The sequence below is a fragment of the Halocynthiibacter styelae genome (genome assembly GCF_016123485.1).
In the GTDB taxonomy this organism is placed as follows: domain Bacteria; phylum Pseudomonadota; class Alphaproteobacteria; order Rhodobacterales; family Rhodobacteraceae; genus Halocynthiibacter; species Halocynthiibacter styelae.
Genome location: NZ_JADCKQ010000002.1, coordinates 285,687 through 307,270, shown reverse-complemented (window position 1 = coordinate 307,270; position 21,584 = coordinate 285,687). Strand labels below are relative to the sequence as shown.

Below are 21,584 nucleotides of genomic sequence, written 5' to 3'. Positions count from 1 at the left end.
TCCTGTGATGCGTTAACTTTGCCGGATAAGGCACAAAGAAGTGGTTAAGCCGTCGTTCGATGCAATTTCTGCATTGCAGCAAATTTATACTTGCTAAATCATGCGAATGGGGTGATTTTTGCGCAACTTTATTACAAGGCGGAATCAAATGACCCTCTCACGTCCCCTGCGCTCTGTGCTTTACATCCCGGCCTCTAAAGAACGTGCGCTTGAAAAAGCCCGTGGTCTGCCCTGCGACGCGATTATCTTTGATCTGGAAGATGCGGTTGCGGTGGACGAGAAAGAAAATGCCCGTGTTTTGTTGGGTGAAACCCTGAAAACCGGCGTTTACGGCAAGCGTATGAAGATCGTGCGCATCAATGGTTTTGATAGTGCCTGGGGCAAAGAGGATGCCGCCGCTGTTGCCTCCATGGATGCCGACGCGGTGCTTTTGCCAAAGGTCGAAAGCGTTGCGCAGCTGGATGCACTGGCGGCGATCACCGGTGACATGCCGATCTGGGCGATGATGGAAACCCCGCGTGGGATGATGAATGCAGCGGACATCGCCGCACATCCAAAGATGCAGGGTTTTGTTATGGGCACCAATGACCTTGCGAAAGAACTGAACACACGTTTCCGCGCGGATCGCTTGCCGATGATGGCAGGGCTTGGCCTGTGTTTGCTGGCGGCACGTGCTGAAGGGATTGCCGCGATTGACGGCGTGTATAACGCGTTTAAGGACGAAGACGGTCTGCGCGCAGAATGCGAACAGGGGCGTGACATGGGCTTTGATGGCAAAACCCTGATCCACCCGGCGCAATTGGATGTGGCGAATGAATGTTTCGCACCGTCTGAGGCCGAAGCAGATCTGGCCCGCCGTCAGATCGAAGCTTTCAACGCAGCCGAAGCCGCCGGTGAGGGTGTGGCTGTGGTCGATGGCAAGATCGTCGAAAATCTCCATATTGTGACTGCGAAACGTATCCTTGCCCAGGTCGAAGCCATTGCCGAAATGGCGTGATGCTGTAGGTGTAGCGCAAACTTACATCTCGGAGACTTCGCCATGATCCTTCTTCTCGCCGGTCTTGCCCTTTGGTCGGGCGCCCATCTTTTGAAACGCCTTGCGCCTGATGCGCACACCAATTTGGGGGCCAGAAGCAAGAGTATCATCGCGATCGCGATCTTTTGGTCCGTGGTTTTGATGGTCATCGGCTATCGCACCTGGGACAGTTTTGACCTGTTCATCGTGCCCACAGGGCTGCGCCACCTGAACAACCTCATGGTGCTGATCGCGATCTATCTGATGAGCCCGGCTGCCAAACGTGGTGTGCTGCTGAATGGTGTGCGTCATCCAATGTTGATTGGTTTCAAGCTTTGGGCGCTTGCGCATCTGATGGTGAACCCGGATCCGGCATCTATTGTGCTGTTCGGGGGCCTGCTGGCCTGGGCTGTAGTGGAAGTGATCGTGATCAATCGCGCAGATCGCGGCTGGTCCCCACGTCCCCGTGGCAAACTGGCGATGGATGCAATGTTCTTTGTGGCTTCCGTCATCCTGATGGGCGTGATTGGCACGATCCACAGCTATCTCGGCCCAACACCATTCGGAGGGTAACCTGATGAAACTATACCGTTTATTGACTGAAGAAGACACAGCCGCCTTCTGCCACAAAGTATCCGAAGCCATATCCAAAGGCTGGGAACTTTACGGCGATCCGACCTATGCGTTTGATGCGGCCAATGGCGTCATGCGCTGTGGGCAGGCCGTCACGAAAGAGGTCGACGCAGACTATCACCCCGACATGAAACTGGGAGCACAGTAATGAAAACCAACACGGGCCGATTTTTTGAGGATTACAAACTGGGCGAAGTCATTCCCCACGCTGTGCCGCGCACCCTGTCTGGCGGCGAACGTGCCGCTTATACGTCGCTGTATCCGACACGGTTTGCGCTGACGTCTTCCGATGAATTTGCCCGTGTGTCTGGCCTGCCTGCCGCACCTCTGGATGAACTGATTGCCTTCCACACTGTGTTTGGCAAAACCGTGCCGGATATTTCCCTGAATGCGGTGGCAAACCTTGGCTATGCCGAAGGGCGCTGGCATCTGCCGGTCTATCCAGAGGACACGCTGCGTTCTGAAAGTGAAGTCATTGGCCTGAAGCAGAACTCCAATGGTAAAAGCGGCGTGGTCTGGGTGCGCACCCGTGGTCTGAACCAGCGCGATGAGCTGGTGATGGATTACGTGCGCTGGGTCATGGTGCGTAAGGGCAACCTGGATGCAGATGCGCCCGAGACCGTGATCCCGGAACTGGCCAAAACCGTATCCGCCGATGATCTGGTGGTCCCGGCTGGCCTTGATTTCACCAATTACGATTTCACTCTTGCAGGTGAGGCCCACCGCTGGGGTGAATATGAAGTCGGTGAGGTGATTGATCACGTCGATGGTGTCACCGTGGAAGAGGCCGAACACATGATGGCGACGCGACTGTGGCAGAACACCGCCAAAGTGCATTTCGACGCCACCAACCGTGCCGACGGCAAGCGCCTGATCTATGGTGGTCACGTGATCTCTATGGCCCGTGCCCTGTCTTTCAACGGCCTAGCCAACGCACAAATGATCGTTGCCCTGAACGGTGGCGCACATGCGAACCCCTGTTTCTCAGGTGACACAATCCGCGCCTGGACCGAGGTTCTGGACAAAGCCGAAACATCAGCCCCCGGCGTCGGCGCCATCCGCCTGCGCCTGGTTGCCACCAAAGGGCAGGCGGGTGATCTGCGCGGTGAAGACGGGAAATACCTGCCAGAGGTTCTTCTGGATCTTGACTACTGGGCGCTGATGCCTCTGTGATGCTGAAAAAATGTTTTTAGAGAGCAGGCAATCGTGTTCACATATGCAGATCGTGTTCGTCAGCGGCTAAACCGCGCCAAAGCTGAACGCCTGTTTGAACAGGCTCTGAAAGATCAAAACGCGGGGACTTTGAGGCGGGGAGAGATGTATTTTCTGCCTGCCAAAGTGCTATCAATTCTAATTTTGTCTGTTCCTTTGGTGTGTTTCTGTGCCGGGCTGGCTTCTCTTATCGCTGCATATTATGAGTGGGGCATGTTGTTTCCGGCAGCGTTTTTTCTGATGGCTGCCCGAGTGATGGCTCCAAGACGACCATCTTTTGCCAATGACGCTCAACCCATTTCGAACTTTCCACTCCTTGCATCAAGACTGAAGGAAATCGCAGATGCTGTTGGATGTGAGGCTCCCGACCTTATCGTTTTCGATGGTGAGATTAATGCATCAATGCTGACTATTGGAAGGCGGGGACAGCTTACGATTGGTTTCATTCTCTGGGATGGATGCACTGCGAAAGAGAGAACCGCATTGCTGGCGCATGAATTGGCACATCTTGCCAACAACAACCCAGCACGTGGGCGTTTGTTCGGTGCTGCGCTTGATTCCCTGGCGGCGTGGCATATGCTGCTGACTCCGGATGTAGGCTATAATTTTGATGGATCTCGGGCTTATGGTGGTCTGGGGATGCAGTTGTCGGAATTGATCCTCTGGATGTTGAGATTGCCGGTGTCAGCTGTATACCGACTGCTGTTGGGGCTTTTGTATGTGCAGTCACAGAGGGCTGAGTATTTTGCCGATGCAATTTCAGTCCGTGTTGCGGGCGTGTCAGCGGCACGTAGTCTGTTGAGCAAAATTGTTTTGGCCCCTCTCAGTTTGCAGGAACGCAATTTTCTGTTCAGGGCGAAGGCCGTCCGATTGGCAGAAGCTTTGCCTGCCCCCCTGATTAGTCCTGATCCTGTGAAGGCTGCGGCACTGATGGCAGAAATGCAGGAAGAAGAGTCATCGGTCGATACTACGCATCCCCCAACGGTTTTCAGATTAAGGTTTATTTCAGCGTTGTACGCTTATGCTGGTGAATTGCCTTCTGTCAGCTATGAGAAAATTGATGATGAGCTTTCACAGGTACGTTTGCGCAGCTATCAAAAATTGGCTTCTCAAATAGAAAGTGAGCAGGAAATGGGTGTGCGCTACGGTTAGCGGTATCAGTTGCTCATATTTGTGATCACGAAAAATAATCATGTGATCACAAAATGGTAAAAATACCGCGATCAGGGGCAATACCGCTGCGAAAGTTGCAAAAAACAACATCGAAAGGTGTGACATTCGGGAAATATTGAGTATTGATGGGTGAAATCCGGCGCAGGCGGCATTTTCCCGTCTGATTCCGACATGTCCTGCCGGCAGGCCTGCAGGGCCAACATAAGGCAGACCAACCGCAAGGGGGCACCCACATGGCTGACGTAAACCGGGGTAACCGGCCGCTATCGCCGCATCTGACGATTTACCGTCCACAGTTCACTTCTGTGACTTCTATTTTAACCCGTATCACTGGCAATGCTTTGATCGTTGGCACGCTGCTGACCGTCTGGTGGCTGATTGCCCTGGCATCTGGTCCGGAATACTTTGAATGCGCGAATGCGGTCATGACCTCCTGGTTTGGCAAGCTTGTGATGCTGGGATCTCTCTGGGCGCTTTCCTATCACTATATGGCGGGTCTGCGTCACCTCTGGTGGGATTCAGGTCGCGGGTTTGAGCTGGACAAAGCCAAGACCCTGGCCATCGTTGTTGTTGCAGGGTCGTTCGTTCTGACGATCCTTGCCCTGCTGATTATATAAGGGAGCGCAAAGCATGTCTTTTCTGACTGACCGTAAACGCGCCAACGGCCTTGGGTCTTCCAAATCCGGCACGGCACACCACTGGCAGATGATGATTGGATCCACCGCGCTGATCCTGCTGGTTCCGCTGTTTGTCTATGTCTTTGGGTCCGCAATTGGCCTTGGTTATGACGATGCGATTGCGCATTTTGCCAAACCGTTCAACGCTATCATCACTGGCCTGACCATCACCGTTGGCATGATCCACTTTCGCCACGGCGTTCAGATCATGCTGGAAGACTATGTGCATGGTCACACCCGGACCTATCTGATCGCGGGCGCCGCCTGCCTGAGCTATGGCCTCATTGCCGTTGCTCTCTTCGCTCTCGCACGTATCGCCCTCTGATTGATGGCTGTAAGGAATTAGAACAATGGCAGCATATGAATATGAAACCCACGAATTCGACGTCGTGGTTGTCGGTGCCGGTGGCGCAGGTCTGCGCGCAACCCTTGGCATGGCAGAACAGGGTCTGAAGACCGCCTGTATTTCCAAAGTTTTCCCAACCCGTTCCCATACGGTTGCGGCGCAGGGCGGCATTGCCGCGTCTTTGTCCAACATGGGCCCGGACCACTGGCAGTGGCACATGTTTGACACTGTAAAAGGGTCTGACTGGCTGGGTGACACAGATGCGATGGAATATCTCGCCCGTGAAGCGCCGAAAGCGGTGTATGAACTGGAACATTACGGTGTGCCGTTCTCACGTACCGAAGAAGGCAAGATCTATCAGCGTCCGTTTGGTGGCCACACCACTGAATTCGGTGACGGCCCGCCCGTACAACGGACCTGTGCCGCAGCCGACCGGACTGGTCACGCGATCCTGCACACGCTTTATGGTCAGTCCCTGAAACATAACGCTGAATTCTACATCGAATATTTCGCCATTGATCTGATCATGTCGGAAGACGGTCAGTGTCAGGGTGTTGTCTGCTGGAAACTCGATGACGGCACGATCCACGTGTTTAACGCCAAGATGGTTGTTCTGGCGACCGGCGGCTATGGCCGTGCTTATTTCTCTGCAACCTCTGCCCATACCTGTACGGGTGACGGTGGCGGCATGGTGGCCCGTGCGGGTCTGCCTTTGCAGGATATGGAATTCGTGCAGTTCCACCCAACCGGCATCTATGGGTCTGGCTGTCTGATCACAGAAGGTGCGCGCGGTGAAGGTGGCTATCTGACCAACTCTGAGGGTGAACGTTTCATGGAACGTTACGCACCCCAGTATAAAGACCTGGCCCCACGCGATTATGTGTCCCGTTGTATGACCATGGAAATCCGCGAAGGCCGTGGTGTTGGTAAAGAAGGCGATCACATCCATCTGCACCTGAACCACCTGCCACCAGAAACCCTGGCCGAACGTCTGCCGGGTATTTCTGAAAGCGCACGGATCTTTGCCGGTGTTGACCTGACCAAAGAACCGATCCCGGTTCTGCCGACAGTGCACTACAACATGGGCGGTATTCCGACTAACTATTATGGCGAAGCCCTGAACCCGACTGCAGAAGATCCAAATGCTGTTGTGCCTGGCCTGATGGCCGTGGGCGAAGCGGGCTGTGCTTCTGTGCATGGTGCGAACCGTCTTGGCTCTAACTCGCTGATTGACCTCGTGGTCTTTGGTCGTGCGGCTGCGATCCGTGCTGGTAAAGTTGTGGATGCGGATGCGCCAAACCCGGTTCTGAACCAGGCGTCTGTCGACAAAGCCCTGGATCGTTTCGACGGTCTGCGTCACGCCAAAGGCGGCACACCAACTGCGGAACTGCGCCTTGAGATGCAGAAAACCATGCAGGCGGATGCGGCTGTCTTCCGTGAAGCCAGCACCCTGTCTGAAGGCGTTGAGAAGATGACTGGCGTTGCAGCCAAGCTGGACGATCTGGCTGTCTCTGACCGCACCATGATCTGGAACACAGATCTGATGGAAACGCTGGAACTGACCAACCTGATGCCAAATGCTCTGGCGACGATTGTTGGTGCTGAGGCCCGTAAAGAAAGCCGTGGCGCACACGCCCATGAAGATCACCCGACACGGGATGATGAAAACTGGCGCGTGCACACCATCAGCCGTGTGGAAGGCAACAAAGTTGAACTGTCCCATCGTCCGGTTGTAACTGATCCGCTGACCACAGAAGCAGAAGGCGGCATCGAGCTGAAGAAAATCGCACCAAAGGCGCGGACTTTCTGATGCGCTGTATGGCTTCATATATTGCACTGGCTGCGGTGGCATTTGCCGCTGCGGGTTGCACCTTGCAGGAACAGGTCGACAACACCACACGCGCAGCAGCCCTGCGCACCGTGGTGTCCGTGTCCGAGGATAAATTCCCCGGCGTGAACGTCGAACCTGTTGCCGCCTGCATTATCAACCAGGCCAGCAGCAATGAAATATTCACACTTGCCGGTGCAGCTGTCACGGGCATTAATGATTCAACCGTTGAGACCGTGGTTAACATCGCCGCGCGCCCGGATGCTGTGAAATGCATCGCCCGGGAAAGTCTCAGCGGCATTCAGCTATAGGAGAAGACTGATGGCAGAATTCAGACTCCCCAAGAACTCCCGCATGGTGACAGGCAAAACCTGGCCCAAGCCGGAAGGCGCAACCAACGTCCGTAAATTCCAGATCTATCGCTGGAATGAAGAAGACGGCAAGAACCCGCAGGTCGACACCTATTTTGTGGATCTCGACACTTGTGGGCCGATGGTTCTTGATGCGCTGATCAAGATCAAAACCGATATCGACCCGACACTGGCCTTCCGCCGGTCCTGCCGCGAAGGCATCTGTGGATCCTGTGCGATGAACATCGACGGCATCAATACGCTGGCCTGTATCTATGGCATGGATGAAATCAAGGGTGACGTAAAAATCTACCCGCTGCCGCATATGCCGGTGGTGCGCGACCTGATCCCGGATCTGACGCATTTCTATGCGCAGCACGCCTCCATCATGCCATGGCTTGAAACCAAGACGAACCGCCCTGCGAAAGAGTGGAAGCAGTCTATTGCAGACCGTAAGAAACTTGATGGTCTGTATGAATGTGTGATGTGTGCGTCTTGTTCCACCTCCTGCCCAAGCTATTGGTGGAATGGCGACAAATACCTCGGCCCAGCAGCACTGCTGCATGCGTATCGCTGGATCATTGATTCACGTGATGAAGCAACCGGCGAGCGTCTGGACGAGCTGGACGATCCGTTCAAACTGTATCGCTGCCACACCATCATGAACTGCGCCAAGACCTGCCCGAAAGGCCTGAACCCGGCCAAGGCAATCGCTGAGATCAAGCAACTGCTTGTTGAACGCGCAGCCTGAGCCAGCAGAACACTGAAAATCAGAACGCCCGCCTTTGCCGCGGGCGTTTTTTGTTGCTCTGTTGTCTGAAATAACCAGGATAGAGGCGTGTAATGAGTGAGGGGCAGAATGCCTGTTTTAGTTTTATTGGTTCTGCTTCTGGCAGGGTATTTCATCTTCCGCAGATCACAGGCCGGTGTGTCTGGAAAGCCCTGTCGCTGGCACGAAGACCGTTTCCGTCCGCGTGGCAGATCACAATGCTGGAAATGTGCGGAATGTCATGTGGAAGCTTTCACCTATGACGGTCAGCCGCCGAAAGAATGCAAACGATCGCTGCGCAGTGGTGGCCTCTGATCCCCTCAGACCGATCCGCCCTGCCATTTCAGAAAGGCCGTGAAAAGCTGCTGCTGGGTGCTGACCCCCAGTTTGCTGTAGGCATTCCTGCGGTGGGATTTCACTGTGGGCAGAGCAATGCCCAAAGCCATGCTGACCGACAGGCTGGAATGGCCTTTCAGGATCATATGGATGATCTCAGATTCTCTCGTGGTCAGGACGTCTTGCGCAAATTCATCCAGGGCCGGGGCAGGTTTGGGTGTCGGGGTTGCGTCCTGCCCGGACCAGATCCGTCGGAACGCAACAGCGATCAGGGGCAGGAAGGGGCGCAGCATATCCAATATGCATGGGGTAAACCCACCATCTGCCGCAGGACGGGCGAAACTGATTTCCCCCATATCGCCTTGCCCCAGGTCCACAAGCAGGGAAAGCTCCTGAAGGCCACGGGGCCAGCCTTCTGTACGATAGCCAATCTCTTCATCTTGTGCTGGCAAGACGTGATCTGAAGCAAGCTCAGCGGCCCAGTTATCCGGCGCAAGATCCGCCATAGGATACAACCCTTCGGGCAACCCGTTCAGGATGGCATTGTAAACTGGATTGAGAAGATAAGTGCTGCGTACATATAGCTGCACGGCTTTGCGGGCTGCGCCATCTGGGTAATTGTCCGCCAGGTACACTGGTGCGCCTGAAGGCCGGTTTACCACACAAAATGCAGCAGAGAAGGGAAGAACATGTTCTGTCGCCGCGATCAGATTATCCGCAGTCCCGCCGTCTTCGATGACATCCGCAAGCCTGGCCGCAAAAGCCGACACATCCGTTTCGTAATTTTGCATCTCTTCCGGGCTCTTCAGACAGTTTCGGCATGGCATCATCCTTTGGGATGATATGGTTTTGCCCGGCTTTCGTACAGGATCGCTGCAAAGAAGGAAAATCAGATATGAACACGCCCCCGCTGGTCCTGGATGCAGAAGCCGTTGAAAAGATCCTGCCGCAGATTGATATTTTAACCGAAATGCGTTCTCTGTTCATCGCTTTGGGCGAAGGCAAAGCCGTGCAACCGCCACAAACCCTGACGCTTCTGCCTGGTGAGAAGGGCGATTTCATCACCTATCTTGGCGCAGAAATTGCCAGTGGCGTCTTTGGCGCGAAATTGTCCCCTTATCTGGTCAAACCGGGCAAACCTGTGATCACCGCCTGGACCACGCTTATGTCATCCGAAACCGGGAAGCCCCTTCTGTTGTGTGATTCAGGTCGCCTGACAACGGAACGCACGGCGGCGACAACGGCGCTGGCGGTGGATTTCCTCGCGCAGCCGTCATCCCGCAAGCTGGCGATCATCGGTACAGGCGCGGTTGCGCTGGCGCATTGGCAGTATGTCCAGGATCTGCGGAACTGGGATGAGGTTTGCATCTTTTCCCCCGGCCTGGCGGAAAATGAGACCCGGCAACAGGCTTGGCAAAACGCATGCCTTGGGGTGCAGCTTTCCGCTACGGCAGAAGATGCGGCAAAAGATGCGGATGTGATTATGCTTTGCACATCTTCCGGCACGCCGGTCCTGGACATGTCTGCTGTAGGCGAGGACACCCTCGTTACGTCGATCAGCACCAATGTTGCAAAGGCCCATGAAATTGCGCCCGCGTTCCTGAACACAGCCCAGGTTTACTGCGACTATCGCGCAACAACCCCGGGCGCGGCCGGTGAAATGCAACTGGCGGCACGGGATCATGGCTGGCAGGCTGAGGCGGTGAAAGGCGATCTGGCGGAACTTGCCACCGGCACATGCGCCACACCGGAAAAGGGAAGCCCTGTGTTCTTCCGTTCCATCGGCCTTGGACTTGAAGACATCGCCGTCGCCCATGCTGTTTACCGCGCCGCGACGGCCTGAAGAAAGGAAACCCTATGCATATTGAACCTTTTGGCGTCGAAATCTGGATGAACGAATGGGAAACCAGATGCGAATGGAACCTGGCTGAAACCTGTGTTGAAAGCCTGACAATCGCGGAACTTCTGCAACTGGCCGGGCGCAATGACGACAGCCTGTCTGATCTTCTGCCGATGAAAATGACCTACGGCGCGATTGAAGGGTCGGATCGTCTGCGGCAGGCAATCTCTGCATTGTATCAGAACCAAAAACCGGAGAATACAATTGTCACCCATGGCACGATTGGCGCGAATATGCTGGTGCATAAAACGCTTGTCTCGCGTGGTGACCGGGTGGTGGCTGTGGTCCCGACCTATCAGCAGCACTATTCCATTCCGGCCAGCATTGATGCCGATGTGCATCCGCTGCAACTGCGTGAAGAAGATGGATTTCTGCCGGATCTGGAACAGCTGCGCGCACTGGTCACGCCAGACACCCGCTTGATTGCGATCAACAATCCGAACAACCCCACCGGCGCGTTGATGGGGCGTGAGATGCTGGAAGAGATTGCAGAAATCGCACGCTCCGCCGGGGCCTGGGTTCTGTGTGACGAGGTCTATCGGGGCACGGACCAGACCGGAAATGGCATGACAGATTCCATCGCGGATATCTATGAGAAAGGCATCAGCACCGCGGGCATGTCTAAGGCGTATTCTCTTGCTGGTCTGCGTCTGGGATGGATTGCCGGGCCTGTGGGTCTGATCGAAGAGGTCACCATTCACCGCGATTATGACACGATTTCCGTTGGGATGATTGATGATCATTTTGCGGCCCTTGCGCTTGAAAACAAAGATCAGGTTCTGGCCCGCAGTCAGGCGATCACCCGGGGCAATCTGGCCATTCTTGACGCCTGGATCGCGAGCGAGCCAAAGATCAGCTGGGTGAAACCTGCTTCCGGCACAACGGCGCTTCTGAAATATGATCTGCCCCTGAATTCACGCGATTTCTGTGTTGCACTTTTGCAGGAAACCGGGGTGATGTTCACGCCGGGTTCGGCCCTGGGCATGGAAGGCTATGTGCGGATTGGATACGCCAATAGCCCTGAGATCCTGGGAAAAGGTCTGGCGCTTGTATCGGATTTCCTGGCGCGCCATTAACCTTGTATTTATCAGCCGCCCCGGGATGGATTGATCCGGGGCGGTAAAATATCATATAGTTTCCCCGCTGGCCGGAGTCCTTGCCCTTCTGTCCGCCAGCCTCTGGACGTTCTACGTCACACCGAACGGGTCTTCGTAAACAGAGGACCTGTGTGATGACACCAAACCCAGACCGTGAAATTCTGATTCAAAACGCCCGCTGCATCCTGACAATGGATGATGAGCGGCGTGAATTGCAGCACGCCGATATCCTGATCCGTGGAAACCGGGTTGCTGCTGTCGGGCAGGGGCTGACAGCCGCTGCCGGGGCAGAGGTGATTAACGCTGAAAACTGCCTTGTGACCCCAGGCCTTGTGAACACCCACCACCATCTGTATCAAAGCCTGACCCGTGCAGTGCCCGGCGCGCAGGATGCGTTGCTTTTTGGCTGGCTGCAAAGGCTTTACCCGATCTGGTCCGGCTTCGGTCCGGAAGAAATGCGGGTATCCGCGCTGACGGGCCTGGCCGAACTGGCCTTATCCGGCTGCACCATGACATCGGATCATCTCTACCTGTATCCCAACGGATCAAGGCTTGAGGATACGATAGAGGCCGCCCAGGAAATTGGCCTGCGCTTCCATCCCACACGCGGGGCGATGTCGATTGGCGAAAGCGATGGTGGTCTGCCACCCGATGCGCTGGTGGAACGGGAAGAAGATATTCTCAACGATATGATCCGCCTGGTGGATCGCTGGCATGACCCGGCTGAAGGATCCATGCTGCGTATCGGTCTGGCCCCCTGTTCGCCCTTTTCCGTCAGCCGGGAGTTGATGCGCGATACGGCCTTACTTGCACGGGATAAGGGCGTGATGCTGCACACACATCTGGCTGAGAATGACGAAGACGTGGCCTACAGCCTTGAAAAATTCGGCTGCCGGCCTGGCCAATATGCAGAAGATCTGGGCTGGACAGGGGATGATGTCTGGCACGCACATTGTGTGAAACTTGATGGGCAGGAAATTGACCTGTTCGCACGCACCGGCACCGGTGTGGCCCATTGCCCCTGTTCGAACTGTCGTCTTGGGTCGGGTATCGCGCCCATCCGGGGGATGCGGGATACGGGCGTAAAGGTTGGTCTTGGCGTCGATGGTTCGGCCTCAAATGATATGGCGAATATGGCGGCCGAGGCCCGTCAGGCGATGCTGTTGCAGCGGGTGAATCTTGGTGCAGACGCCATGAGCGCCCGGGAAGCGTTGGAAATTGCCACGCGGGGTGGGGCGGATGTGCTGGGGCGTCCGGATTGCGGGCGTATTGCGGTGAATGCCTGCGCTGATATCGCGATCTGGGATCTCGGTCAGGTTGAATCTGCCGGAAGCCACGACCCCGCAGGGTTGCTCTTGACAGGGCCCACAAAAGTGAGGGATCTTCTGGTGAACGGGCGAAAAATTGTGACATCCGGCCACATTGTGACCATAGATCTCTACCAGACTATCTCCCATCAAAATACATTGGCACGGGCTCTGGTGATCTGATTCTTCCAGGGGCTCTGCCTTGAGGGAGAATACGATGTTTCGTTCTTTGGTTGTGTTGGTCATGGTGCTGTTGTTGCCGGCTTGTGTGGTTGAACATCGTGCGTCCTATACACATGTGGTGCCTGCGGATCAGGCGATTACCCGGGCCGCCGGACAGATCCGGCGTCAGAACGCGCCCTCCGGCAGTATTGCTGATAAAGTAGGTCTGCGCCTGAACGCGGAACGTCGTGCCCGGGGGCTTGCACCGGTCAGCTATAATCGCAGTCTCAGCCGGGTGGCACAGGGGCATGCCAATTGGCTCGCGCAGCCCGGTATTGCCTTGTCACACACCAACGGGCAGGGCAAAAACGCCATCACCCGTGTACGCGACAGTGGCTATGGGGCCTGTCGTGTCGCTGAAAACCTGGGGCAGGGGCAGGAAACCGTTGACGTGATTATGCGTGATTGGCTTGGCTCATCAGGGCATCGCGACAATATCTTTTTGCCAAACCTGCAGGAATTTGGCCTTGCCCTGCATCCGGAACGCAATCACTGGGTCTTGCTCCTGGCCGCGCCAGGTTGTTAAATCAGGCTATATTTGCCCGGAGATTACCATGAGACTTACAAAATCTATTGTCGCGCTGGCCCTTGGGTCAGCAATATTGGCGGGATGCAACAATACAGGCAGCGCGCCAGGCCCTGAAGAGGTCAGAGCCTCTGTCAGCGTTGCCCCGCGTGCAGAACTGGTGGCGGCCGCAATTGTGAATGCACAACGCAAACGCATGGGACTGGCGGAACTTGAATACGCCCCGCAGGTGTCCGGGATTGCCCGCCTGTTTGCATCCGAAGTCAGCAATCAGACCAGCCTGTCCCATCAAAGCGCAAGTGGCGCTGGCCCAGGTGATCGTCTTGCGGCAGGCGGTGTGCAGGCCTGCACCTTTGCTGAAAACATTGCCCGCGGGCAGACCAGCCCGGAAGATGTCGTGCAATCCTGGATGGCTTCCCCGCCACATCGTGCGAATATCCTGAACTCCCGCGCAACTCAATACGGTCTTGGTTATGATCCCGAAGGTCAGGCCTGGGTTCTTCTGCTGGTCAAACCTTGTTGATTTCCTCTTCCCGTAGGAAACCGCTCCTGCGGGAAGAATCTTTTCTCCGGATTTTAACAGCCTGATTTGGCTTTGCACCGCTATGGCAAGGCTGCATTTTGGGTGATGGTCCGCTATTCAGTCTCTGAAGTGATCCGTCTGGCGAGGATGCAGAGCAGGGACACGGATATGATCAGAAACACGGCGCCCAACATCCAGGCCGTAGGGGTGGAATAGATTTCGGCGACTGCACCCGCCAGTATCAGGCCCAAAGCTGCCCCGAGTTGCTGCATCAGAGACTTCAAAGACAACATTGTGGATCTCTGGCTATCTTCAACGCATCTGTGCAGAATATTACTGGCTGGCGTTTCAGAAATGCCAAGGAACACAGAATAGAGAATGAAGACCGTCACAAAGCCGATCACACTGCCCTGCAAAGCCAGCGTGATCTGAATCGTGGCCAGACATGCAAAAGACACTGCAAGTGTCGTTGCATGCCTCCGTCTGAAAATGTGGCTGATGAACGGGGACAGTGATGCGCCGACTGCGATTGAGAAGAAATAGGCAGCGGTCAGAACACCAATGATCGTGTTGGCATAGCCTTCATCCAGCATTGGTTTTGCATGGGTTGGCCAGATCACCTCAATGGGGTTGGTGGCCATCAGGGAAAACACCAGAGCTGCCAGAAGCAACGACAACGCCGGATGTCTCAGGGCAAGAAGTCCTGCCTCTCTGATCACCAGGGGCACCGATGTAAACCCCTGTTTCAGAGCATGAGGATTTAGCGGGCGTGGTTCTTCTGCGATGGCAAATAAGGTGTAGATGAACACGCCAGACATCACCGCAAAGCTTGCCGCATAAGAAACGTCATAGGCACCGAAGCCCTGTCTTTCTGCCATCGGGCCCAAAAGATCAGGCAGAAGCCCTCCTGAAACAGCGCCCATCGCCAGGCCCATGGCATTGGCCCATTGCGCTTTTGCAAGTGCGGGCTGAATATCCACATTCGGGGCATAGGTTCTGAATGTTTCAACGAACCAGGCATCAAGTGTGCCCGACCGGAGTGCACGCCCAAAGCCGATGAAAGCGAATGAAAGCGCGAGGACACAAAAATCGCGTGTCGACAGGAAAAGCGCAAGAGAGATCATGCTGGCAATGACAGCGGCCAGAAAGACCGGTTTGCGCCCAATGTTGTCGGCCAACCCACCAAACGGAAGTTCCATCGTCATTGTTGTAAATGAGTAAATCCCGAAAAGCAGAGAGATCTGGAAAAGATCCATGCCCCGGTTGGTCAGCGCCAGCGCAACCACGGCAACCGTCAGCCCCATCGCAAAACGATCAAGAAACTGGTGCAGCTGAAACACCCGGATGTGCCGTCTTGCCGGGACACTCAGCGCCGCGGTGAAAAATGCATTTTCGGTTGTCATGCCTGCACCTTCGTCTTTGCAGGCAAGTTGTGCAAGGCTCAGGCAGAACTGATGTCAGTCCGGTGTACCCCTAGAGCTGGATGACCAGACTTTACCGCTCGCCGTTAATCCAGCAATCTACCACAGCCCGGTCATCCCCCATCATGATCGTTGGGAAGAGGGCCTCCCAGATATCATTGGCCCTTACATGGCGCTGGGCAATCGCCGGGGTTGAAGCCAGGTCAAGCACGGTCAGGTCCGCCTCCATCCCTTCCACAATATTGCCAATCTTACCTTCCATCTGCAGCGCGCGCGCGGATCCCTGTGTCGCCAGCCACAACAGTTGCGCCGGATGCAGCGGCGTGCCGCGCAGTTGCCCCACTTCATAAGCTGCCGCCATGGTGCGCAGCATGGAAAAGCTCGATCCGCCGCCGGTATCTGTCGCCAGCCCCACGCGTTGCCCTTCCGCCATCAACCCGGCCATATCAAACAGGCCGGAACCAATGAACGTATTCGACGTTGGGCAATGCACAAGGCTTGCATCCATTTCTTTCAGGCGTGCGCGTTCGCGGTCTGTCAGATGGATCGCGTGGCCAAACAGTGCCCCGGGGCGCAACAGCCCGTGTTCTTCATAAGTGTCCAGATAATCGCGGGAATTCGGGTAAAGTTCCTTCACCCATTCAATCTCATCCAGCTGTTCTGACAGATGGGTCTGCATCAGAACTTCAGGATATTCCGCCCACAAAGCCCCCATCGCCGCCAGCTGTTCCGGCGTCGAGGTCGGTGAAAACCGCGGTGTGATCGCATAGCTCGCCCGCCCGCGACCGTGCCATTTTTCCAGCAGGGTTTTGCTGTCGTCATAAGCGCTTTGTGCCGTGTCGCGCAGCCTATCGGGTGCGTTGCGATCCATACAGGTTTTGCCAGCCACAATGCGTTGTCCGCGTGCCTCTGCTGCATCAAACAGCGCATCAACACTTTCCGGGTGGATCGTACAAAAACTGGTTACAGTGGTCGTGCCATTGACCCGGGTCAGATCCAGATAACGATCCGCTGTTTCCCGGGCAAAACCCGCATCCGTAAAACGCATTTCTTCCGGGAACGTATAGGTGTTCAGCCAGTCTATCAGCCGCTTACCCCAGCTCGCGATAATCGCGGTCTGCGGATAATGCACATGGGCATCAACAAACCCCGCGCAGATCAGGTGATCGCCATAGCGCGTCACCACAGCTCGCGGATAATCCGCCAGCAGATCTGCCGCACGCCCGACCTTCGCAATACGCCCGCCTTCCACCAGAACCGCGCCATCTGTGATCACACGCGCGCTTTCTTCCGCCGGGCCCTCAAACGGATTGGCAAGAAACTGCAGCACCTGGCCTGTCAGAATTTTCTGCATTATCAAAGCGTCCTTCATACATTCCCCGGACATCTAACATAGCCTGTCGTATTTTGCGGGTAAATCGCCCGGTTATCCCTGTTTTCCCGAAAGACTTTTGGTTATGTTCGCATAAAGGCGGGCCAATCGCCGCATCGGTTATTTCCAGGTATGAGGGCAAAACATGGCAGATACACTCTTTGACCAGGACGACCAGGAAGAAGATTTTGCCCTGGACCGGTCGCTGGTTGATGAGGTCCGCCTGGCCCTGGCAACCGCCGACAAAGCCCGCCTGGAAGAAATCTTTGAACCACTACACGCCGCCGACCTTGCGGATATGCTGGAACAGGTGGATCAACGCGAACGCCGGGAAATCCTTCTGCTGGCCCGCGATGTGTTTGATGGGGAAATCCTGTCAGAACTTGATGAAAGCCTGCGCGAAGAGGCGATTGAATTCCTGCCGGATGACGTGGTGTCTGAGGCGGTTCGAGAACTTGAAACCGATGACGTTGTCGATCTGGTTGAGGATCTGGACGAACCCCAACAGGAAGCCATTCTTGACGCTCTGGAAGATGCAGACCGGGTTGCGGTGGAACAGGCGCTGGCCTGGCCCGAAGAGTCCGCCGGTCGCCTTATGCAGCGTGAAATCGTTGCCGCGCCCGAACACTGGAATGTCGGCCAGACAATCGATTTTTTGCGCAACCAGGATGAATTGCCGGAACAGTTTTATCATGTGATCATGGTTGATCCGCGCCTGAAACCCACGGGCTATGTGACTCTGGGCAAATTGCTGGGCGCGGCGCGTGAAATCCCCCTGACAGAGCTGTGCGAAGACACCTTCCGTCCGATCCGCGTGACCCAGCCGGAAGAAGATGTTGCTTATGCATTCAACCAGTACCACCTGATTTCCGCCCCCGTTGTGGATGAAGATGACCGTCTGGTTGGCGTCATTACCATTGATGATGCGATGGTGGTTCTGGATGAAGAACACGAAGAAGACATCCTGCGACTTGCGGGTGTGGGCGAAGCCACCAGCCTGTCTGACCGTGTGATTGAAACCACCAAAACCCGTTTCCCCTGGCTGTTTGTGAACCTGATCACCGCGATCCTGGCCTCATTAGTGATCGCCCAGTTTGAAGCCACGATCGCGCAATTTGTCGCCCTGGCGGTTCTGATGCCCATTGTGGCGTCTATGGGCGGGAACGCCGGCACTCAGGCGCTCACAGTAGCTGTGCGGGCGCTGGCGACAAAAGACCTTACCAGTTCCAACCTCTGGCGGGTGATCAAACGCGAAACCCTTGTGGGGCTGGCGAATGGCCTGGCCTTTGCGTTGATCATGGGCGTGGTCGGCTGGATCTGGTTCGGGCAACCTATGCTGGGCGCGGTGCTGGCGATTGCCATGGTGGTGAACCTGGTGATCGCAGGGCTTGCGGGCATTCTTGTGCCGGTCTCGCTGGAAAAACTGGGGGTCGATCCGGCGCTGGCGTCGGGGGCCTTTGTGACAACTGTGACCGATGTGGTGGGCTTCTTCGCCTTCCTGGGTCTTGCGGGATGGATGCTATTATGACCGATCTGACGGCTCTGAAATCTGCGGCACGCGAAGCCGCCTTTGAACGGCGGGGTGCAACGCACCGCGCCGATGATGCGCCTCTTCGCAATGCTTCGGCGAATGAAAAACTGATGGAAGTTTTGGCCGCGCATAAGGGCAAAGTAATCGGGGCCTATATGCCCATGCGCAGCGAGATTGATCCGCTGCCTGCCATGACAGAACTTGCCGCCTCATCGCAAATCGCCGTCCCGGTGATTGAGGCCAACGGTCAGCCCCTGAAATTCGCGCTCTGGACCCCGGACACCACCATGACCATGGGCACCTTCGGTGCGCGCATCCCGGCGGATTGCCAATGGGTGGAACCCGAAGTGCTGATCGCCCCGCTTGTGGCCTTTGATCGCGCGGGCGGGCGTTTGGGCTATGGTGGCGGGTTCTATGACCGCACGCTTGAAGGCCTGCGTGCGAAACGTCCGACCCTTGCCCTGGGTTTCGCCTGGGCCGCGCAGGAAGCTACGGATCTGCCATTGGAAGACACCGATCAGCCACTTGATTACATCGTGACAGAGCGCGAAGTGATCACCTTCTGATCCTTAACCAGGTCTGAAAGCGCCGTGCGCCTGATATGCATAAGTTGTGCATAGACTGTGCATGGTTTGTGTATGCGATATTTACCCGTTTTGGCGGGGTAAAGCGGCCCTTTGCAGGGCCGCTCTTTTTATTCTGCTGCGGTTGGCCGCGCCCCCTGGAACCAGCCCAGGCGCCGGAAAATCAGCCAGTCCAATACCAGGGCAAAGATCAGGGAAAGTCCCATCAGTGGCAGCAGGATCATTAGCGCAATCACGGTGACAATCATGCCTGCACTGAGGTTTGCCTCTGGTGCGGCGGGCACCCCGAGAGAGCCTGCGGGACGGCGTTTCCACCAGACAATAAAGCCGGATACAGACAGGAACACACCCAGCAAAGCCGCGATGGTGTTCAGCGCCAGATTAAGCGGGCCAAACAGTTCCCCCTGGTGCAGAGAAATGCCCAGAGACACAGTTTTTGCGACCACCGGGTTTTCCGCGAAATCAACCCGTGCCAGTTGTTCCCCACTATAGCGATCCACAACGATTTCCGTCTGATCATAACGGTTTACACTGGCGGATCGCAACCAGAATGCATCGTTCTCACGACGTGGCGGGCGCATCTCATACGGCGTAACAATGCCCTGATCGCGTGCGATTTCGATCACCTGTGCATAAGCAATGGTATCGCCTTCTGAGGCAGATGATTTCGGCGCAGCCCCGCCAAATCGCAGGGACAAGGATTTCTGCCCGGTCTGTGTCTGCACATAAGACAGACCACCACCCCAGACATCCGTCCAGGGCAGGCCGGTGATCAGAATTGGCATGATCAGCACAAAGGCAAACATGCCCGAGAACAGATGTGCCTCGCGCCACCATTTACGACCGGTGCCCTGCGGCAGACGGGTCGCATCGCGCAGGTTTCGCTTGCCACGCGGCCACCAGAGAATGATCCCCGTGACCATCATAACAATCGCCCAATGTGCTGAAAGTTCAACAAATTTCGTGCCGAAACTGCCCAGTAATAGCTCGCCGTGAAACTTCTTCAACATCCGCATCAACGTGGCATCACGCGGCGTGCTGGCAAGCACTTCCGCCGTATACGGATTGATCCAGGCATGGCTGCGGACACGATCCGTATCGTTGAATTCCACGCGCGTTGTGCGGGCCGGATCATCATAGACCATGATCCCGCGCAAACGCGTCACACCGGAATACTCTTCAAGGGCTGCTATCTGATCTTCAAGCGGCAGGGCCTCGCCCGTGACCGCAACAGTCAGACGATCCGCATAGAGCCAGGATTCGATCTGAGGTTTGTAAAGGTAAATCCCGCCGGTGACAGAAAGGATCAGCATAAAAGGCAGTACATAAAGTGAGGCCAGAAAATGCCATTTCCAGACGAGACGATAAAAGGCACCGCCGCGCACGGAGGTGTCTGCGGCCGTGGCCGCATTTACTGTGTTCATTGTATTTTCCTGAGTTTGTTTAAGTTTGGGTGTTAAACAAACAAAGCAGGTGGTCCCCGGCCCGGTGGGCGCAGAAGGATCAGCTGATCGGCATCAGTGAACTGCGCAAATAGGGCTGTGTCGCGGGTGAAACGCAGATGCAGGCGTTGCCAGAACACCTCTGGCGCTTCAGACATCACGGCCCCATCACCCATCAGACAAACAGATTCAGCAAGCAATTCTTCAGAGACCGGCGCACCCGAAGGATCCAAAATGATCGTACGCATTTCCGTGCCGGTACAGATCACAATCATCCGGAAACTATCGGGGAAAAATGCCACAATAGCCGCATTCACCCGTGGTGCCATCACGGCAACACAGAGCAAAACACAAGCAATGGTCTGCAGAATTCCCCTCATTTCTTTCCGCTATCAGCAGAAAACGCCACGTTCCAGTGTTTTCTGAGCTTGCGCGACACCATGGCCGTGATAATGCAGAGGCATGCGTATTCTATTTCTTGGCGATGTCGTTGGCCGCGCCGGCCGCAATGCAATCTCAGAACGCCTTCCCGGCCTGCGGGAGGACTGGAAGCTCGATTTTATCGTGGTGAACGGTGAAAATGCGACCTCTGGTATGGGGCTGAATGCCAGTCATGCAAAAGCGATCCTTGCGGCAGGGGCCGATGTGATCACCCTGGGTGATCACGCGTTTGATCAACGGGATATGTATGGCTATATCGCCCAGGAACCCCGCATCATCCGCCCGCTGAACTTTGCCAAAGATGCGCCCGGACGTGGTGCCGGTATCTTTGAGGCCACCCGCGGACGTAAGGTTCTGGTGACACAGGCGCTGGGCCAGGTTTTCATGAAACGCCCTTTCTCTGATCCGTTTTCCGCGATTGAGGCCGAGCTGAAGAAGGCCCCGCTGATGGGACGCGTTCAGGCAAGCCTTGTGGACATTCACTGCGAAGCCACCAGCGAGAAAATGGGCATGGGACATTGGTGTGACGGACGCGCAAGCGTTGTTGTCGGCACCCACACCCATATCCCGACCGGTGACGCGCAGATCCTGCCAAAAGGCACAGCATTTCAGGCAGATGCGGGCATGTGTGGCGACTATAATTCCGTCATTGGCATGGAAAAAGAAGAACCCATGCGCCGCTTTATTACCGGCATGGGCAAGGGGCGGTTTACGCCCGCGCTTGAGGAAGCAACGCTTTCGGGCCTCTTTGTTGAAACCGATGACATGACCGGCAAGGCAAAGCGCGTGGCGATGATCCGCAATGGCGGGCGCCTGCAACCTTCCAGCCCCGACAGCGCCTGGCCACCCGCGTGATTGCGCGGGTAAAACAGGGCAATG

The 21,584-nt window shown here is 55.8% G+C and carries 24 protein-coding genes; 19 read left to right on the top strand and 5 right to left on the bottom strand.

Going from position 1 to position 21,584, the window contains the following annotated elements:
• Positions 1-148 precede the first annotated feature (148 nt).
• The 11 genes from H1D41_RS03720 to H1D41_RS03670 all read left to right on the top strand — a co-directional run bounded on the left by H1D41_RS03720 (position 149) and on the right by H1D41_RS03670 (position 8,318).
• On the top strand, positions 149-997 hold the full coding sequence (locus tag H1D41_RS03720) for an HpcH/HpaI aldolase/citrate lyase family protein (protein WP_228847643.1): 849 nt from the start codon (positions 149-151) through the stop codon (positions 995-997).
• 42 nt (positions 998-1,039) lie between these two features.
• Complete coding sequence (locus tag H1D41_RS03715; RefSeq protein WP_228847642.1) at positions 1,040-1,588, top strand: NnrU family protein; 549 nt, start codon at positions 1,040-1,042, stop codon at positions 1,586-1,588.
• Between the two features lie 4 nt (positions 1,589-1,592).
• The gene (locus H1D41_RS03710) at positions 1,593-1,796 is read left to right on the top strand and encodes a DUF1737 domain-containing protein (RefSeq protein ID WP_107495445.1); all 204 of its coding nucleotides are present in this window, start codon (positions 1,593-1,595) and stop codon (positions 1,794-1,796) included.
• Positions 1,796-2,821 carry a MaoC family dehydratase gene (locus H1D41_RS03705; protein ID WP_228847641.1) on the top strand — a complete coding sequence of 342 codons (1,026 nt, stop codon included), beginning with the start codon at positions 1,796-1,798 and terminating at the stop codon, positions 2,819-2,821. Before H1D41_RS03710 ends, H1D41_RS03705 begins: the two co-directional genes overlap by 1 nt.
• 33 nt (positions 2,822-2,854) lie before the next feature.
• The gene (locus H1D41_RS03700; protein WP_228847640.1) at positions 2,855-4,012 is read left to right on the top strand and encodes a M48 family metallopeptidase; all 1,158 of its coding nucleotides are present in this window, start codon (positions 2,855-2,857) and stop codon (positions 4,010-4,012) included.
• Between the two features lie 254 nt (positions 4,013-4,266).
• Positions 4,267-4,650 carry a succinate dehydrogenase, cytochrome b556 subunit gene (gene sdhC / locus H1D41_RS03695; RefSeq protein WP_228847639.1) on the top strand — a complete coding sequence of 128 codons (384 nt, stop codon included), beginning with the start codon at positions 4,267-4,269 and terminating at the stop codon, positions 4,648-4,650.
• A 13-nt stretch (positions 4,651-4,663) separates the two neighbouring features.
• Complete coding sequence (gene sdhD, locus H1D41_RS03690; protein WP_228847638.1) at positions 4,664-5,035, top strand: succinate dehydrogenase, hydrophobic membrane anchor protein; 372 nt, start codon at positions 4,664-4,666, stop codon at positions 5,033-5,035.
• A gap of 25 nt (positions 5,036-5,060) precedes the next feature.
• Complete coding sequence (sdhA, locus tag H1D41_RS03685; RefSeq protein ID WP_107495450.1) at positions 5,061-6,866, top strand: succinate dehydrogenase flavoprotein subunit; 1,806 nt, start codon at positions 5,061-5,063, stop codon at positions 6,864-6,866.
• 8 nt (positions 6,867-6,874) lie between these two features.
• A complete protein-coding gene (locus H1D41_RS03680) occupies positions 6,875-7,195 on the top strand; it encodes a succinate dehydrogenase (protein WP_157946796.1) in 321 nt (106 codons plus the stop codon).
• A 10-nt stretch (positions 7,196-7,205) separates the two neighbouring features.
• Positions 7,206-7,985, top strand: coding sequence for a succinate dehydrogenase iron-sulfur subunit (locus tag H1D41_RS03675; protein WP_107495452.1), 780 nt, complete (start codon positions 7,206-7,208; stop codon positions 7,983-7,985).
• A gap of 108 nt (positions 7,986-8,093) precedes the next feature.
• Positions 8,094-8,318 carry a hypothetical protein gene (locus H1D41_RS03670; protein WP_228847637.1) on the top strand — a complete coding sequence of 75 codons (225 nt, stop codon included), beginning with the start codon at positions 8,094-8,096 and terminating at the stop codon, positions 8,316-8,318.
• Positions 8,319-8,323: 5 nt separating this feature from the next.
• On the opposite strand, the gene H1D41_RS03665 is transcribed toward H1D41_RS03670, so the two are convergent.
• Positions 8,324-9,130, bottom strand: coding sequence for a helix-turn-helix transcriptional regulator (locus tag H1D41_RS03665; RefSeq protein WP_228847636.1), 807 nt, complete (start codon positions 9,128-9,130; stop codon positions 8,324-8,326).
• A 104-nt stretch (positions 9,131-9,234) separates the two neighbouring features.
• Here H1D41_RS03665 and H1D41_RS03660 point away from each other — a divergent pair, with 104 nt between their 5' ends.
• The 5 genes from H1D41_RS03660 to H1D41_RS03640 all read left to right on the top strand — a co-directional run bounded on the left by H1D41_RS03660 (position 9,235) and on the right by H1D41_RS03640 (position 13,914).
• Positions 9,235-10,182, top strand: coding sequence for an ornithine cyclodeaminase family protein (locus H1D41_RS03660; protein ID WP_228847635.1), 948 nt, complete (start codon positions 9,235-9,237; stop codon positions 10,180-10,182).
• Between the two features lie 14 nt (positions 10,183-10,196).
• Positions 10,197-11,315 (top strand): aminotransferase, encoded by a 1,119-nt coding sequence (locus H1D41_RS03655; RefSeq protein WP_228847634.1) that lies wholly within the window; start codon positions 10,197-10,199, stop codon positions 11,313-11,315.
• Positions 11,316-11,470: 155 nt separating this feature from the next.
• Positions 11,471-12,826, top strand: a complete 1,356-nt coding sequence (locus tag H1D41_RS03650; RefSeq protein ID WP_228847633.1) for an 8-oxoguanine deaminase — start codon at positions 11,471-11,473, stop codon at positions 12,824-12,826.
• Positions 12,827-12,860: 34 nt separating this feature from the next.
• On the top strand, positions 12,861-13,391 hold the full coding sequence (locus tag H1D41_RS03645; protein ID WP_228847632.1) for a CAP domain-containing protein: 531 nt from the start codon (positions 12,861-12,863) through the stop codon (positions 13,389-13,391).
• A 28-nt stretch (positions 13,392-13,419) separates the two neighbouring features.
• Positions 13,420-13,914 carry a CAP domain-containing protein gene (locus H1D41_RS03640; protein ID WP_228847631.1) on the top strand — a complete coding sequence of 165 codons (495 nt, stop codon included), beginning with the start codon at positions 13,420-13,422 and terminating at the stop codon, positions 13,912-13,914.
• 113 nt (positions 13,915-14,027) lie between these two features.
• Here the strand turns inward: H1D41_RS03640 and H1D41_RS03635 are convergent, their stop codons facing one another.
• Together H1D41_RS03635 and guaD are read right to left on the bottom strand one after the other, a co-directional pair.
• Positions 14,028-15,317 carry an MFS transporter gene (locus H1D41_RS03635; RefSeq protein ID WP_228847630.1) on the bottom strand — a complete coding sequence of 430 codons (1,290 nt, stop codon included), beginning with the start codon at positions 15,315-15,317 and terminating at the stop codon, positions 14,028-14,030.
• A 91-nt stretch (positions 15,318-15,408) separates the two neighbouring features.
• Positions 15,409-16,689 carry a guanine deaminase gene (gene guaD, locus H1D41_RS03630; RefSeq protein ID WP_228847629.1) on the bottom strand — a complete coding sequence of 427 codons (1,281 nt, stop codon included), beginning with the start codon at positions 16,687-16,689 and terminating at the stop codon, positions 15,409-15,411.
• A gap of 163 nt (positions 16,690-16,852) precedes the next feature.
• Here guaD and mgtE point away from each other — a divergent pair, with 163 nt between their 5' ends.
• Together mgtE and H1D41_RS03620 are read left to right on the top strand one after the other, a co-directional pair.
• Positions 16,853-18,235: a magnesium transporter gene (gene mgtE, locus H1D41_RS03625; protein ID WP_228847628.1), complete on the top strand. Its 1,383-nt coding sequence runs from the start codon at positions 16,853-16,855 to the stop codon at positions 18,233-18,235.
• The gene (locus H1D41_RS03620) at positions 18,232-18,804 is read left to right on the top strand and encodes a 5-formyltetrahydrofolate cyclo-ligase (RefSeq protein ID WP_228847627.1); all 573 of its coding nucleotides are present in this window, start codon (positions 18,232-18,234) and stop codon (positions 18,802-18,804) included. The genes mgtE and H1D41_RS03620 overlap by 4 nt, the downstream gene beginning before the upstream one ends.
• A gap of 128 nt (positions 18,805-18,932) precedes the next feature.
• On the opposite strand, the gene H1D41_RS03615 is transcribed toward H1D41_RS03620, so the two are convergent.
• Together H1D41_RS03615 and H1D41_RS03610 are read right to left on the bottom strand one after the other, a co-directional pair.
• A complete protein-coding gene (locus tag H1D41_RS03615; protein ID WP_228847626.1) occupies positions 18,933-20,246 on the bottom strand; it encodes a PepSY-associated TM helix domain-containing protein in 1,314 nt (437 codons plus the stop codon).
• Positions 20,247-20,278: 32 nt separating this feature from the next.
• On the bottom strand, positions 20,279-20,644 hold the full coding sequence (locus H1D41_RS03610) for a hypothetical protein (RefSeq protein WP_228847625.1): 366 nt from the start codon (positions 20,642-20,644) through the stop codon (positions 20,279-20,281).
• Positions 20,645-20,726: 82 nt separating this feature from the next.
• Between H1D41_RS03610 and H1D41_RS03605 the strand changes: the two genes are divergently transcribed.
• The gene (locus tag H1D41_RS03605) at positions 20,727-21,560 is read left to right on the top strand and encodes a TIGR00282 family metallophosphoesterase (protein WP_228847624.1); all 834 of its coding nucleotides are present in this window, start codon (positions 20,727-20,729) and stop codon (positions 21,558-21,560) included.
• Positions 21,561-21,584 lie beyond the last annotated feature (24 nt).

Bases quoted from the DNA above. Each gene is read 5' to 3' on its own strand.
- H1D41_RS03675 (WP_107495452.1), top strand. From the start codon at position 7,206: ATGGCAGAATTCAGACTCCCCAAGAACTCCCGCATGGTGACAGGCAAA.
- H1D41_RS03640 (WP_228847631.1), top strand. From the start codon at position 13,420: ATGAGACTTACAAAATCTATTGTCGCGCTGGCCCTTGGGTCAGCAATA.
- guaD (WP_228847629.1), bottom strand. From the start codon at position 16,689: ATGCAGAAAATTCTGACAGGCCAGGTGCTGCAGTTTCTTGCCAATCCG.
- H1D41_RS03635 (WP_228847630.1), bottom strand. From the start codon at position 15,317: ATGACAACCGAAAATGCATTTTTCACCGCGGCGCTGAGTGTCCCGGCA.
- sdhA (WP_107495450.1), top strand. From the start codon at position 5,061: ATGGCAGCATATGAATATGAAACCCACGAATTCGACGTCGTGGTTGTC.
- H1D41_RS03720 (WP_228847643.1), top strand. From the start codon at position 149: ATGACCCTCTCACGTCCCCTGCGCTCTGTGCTTTACATCCCGGCCTCT.
- H1D41_RS03665 (WP_228847636.1), bottom strand. From the start codon at position 9,130: ATGCAAAATTACGAAACGGATGTGTCGGCTTTTGCGGCCAGGCTTGCG.
- H1D41_RS03655 (WP_228847634.1), top strand. From the start codon at position 10,197: ATGCATATTGAACCTTTTGGCGTCGAAATCTGGATGAACGAATGGGAA.
- H1D41_RS03670 (WP_228847637.1), top strand. From the start codon at position 8,094: ATGCCTGTTTTAGTTTTATTGGTTCTGCTTCTGGCAGGGTATTTCATC.
- H1D41_RS03660 (WP_228847635.1), top strand. From the start codon at position 9,235: ATGAACACGCCCCCGCTGGTCCTGGATGCAGAAGCCGTTGAAAAGATC.
- H1D41_RS03705 (WP_228847641.1), top strand. From the start codon at position 1,796: ATGAAAACCAACACGGGCCGATTTTTTGAGGATTACAAACTGGGCGAA.
- H1D41_RS03645 (WP_228847632.1), top strand. From the start codon at position 12,861: ATGTTTCGTTCTTTGGTTGTGTTGGTCATGGTGCTGTTGTTGCCGGCT.
- H1D41_RS03620 (WP_228847627.1), top strand. From the start codon at position 18,232: ATGACCGATCTGACGGCTCTGAAATCTGCGGCACGCGAAGCCGCCTTT.
- H1D41_RS03610 (WP_228847625.1), bottom strand. From the start codon at position 20,644: ATGAGGGGAATTCTGCAGACCATTGCTTGTGTTTTGCTCTGTGTTGCC.
- H1D41_RS03680 (WP_157946796.1), top strand. From the start codon at position 6,875: ATGGCTTCATATATTGCACTGGCTGCGGTGGCATTTGCCGCTGCGGGT.
- H1D41_RS03650 (WP_228847633.1), top strand. From the start codon at position 11,471: ATGACACCAAACCCAGACCGTGAAATTCTGATTCAAAACGCCCGCTGC.
- mgtE (WP_228847628.1), top strand. From the start codon at position 16,853: ATGGCAGATACACTCTTTGACCAGGACGACCAGGAAGAAGATTTTGCC.
- sdhD (WP_228847638.1), top strand. From the start codon at position 4,664: ATGTCTTTTCTGACTGACCGTAAACGCGCCAACGGCCTTGGGTCTTCC.
- sdhC (WP_228847639.1), top strand. From the start codon at position 4,267: ATGGCTGACGTAAACCGGGGTAACCGGCCGCTATCGCCGCATCTGACG.
- H1D41_RS03710 (WP_107495445.1), top strand. From the start codon at position 1,593: ATGAAACTATACCGTTTATTGACTGAAGAAGACACAGCCGCCTTCTGC.
- H1D41_RS03715 (WP_228847642.1), top strand. From the start codon at position 1,040: ATGATCCTTCTTCTCGCCGGTCTTGCCCTTTGGTCGGGCGCCCATCTT.
- H1D41_RS03615 (WP_228847626.1), bottom strand. From the start codon at position 20,246: ATGAACACAGTAAATGCGGCCACGGCCGCAGACACCTCCGTGCGCGGC.
- H1D41_RS03605 (WP_228847624.1), top strand. From the start codon at position 20,727: ATGCGTATTCTATTTCTTGGCGATGTCGTTGGCCGCGCCGGCCGCAAT.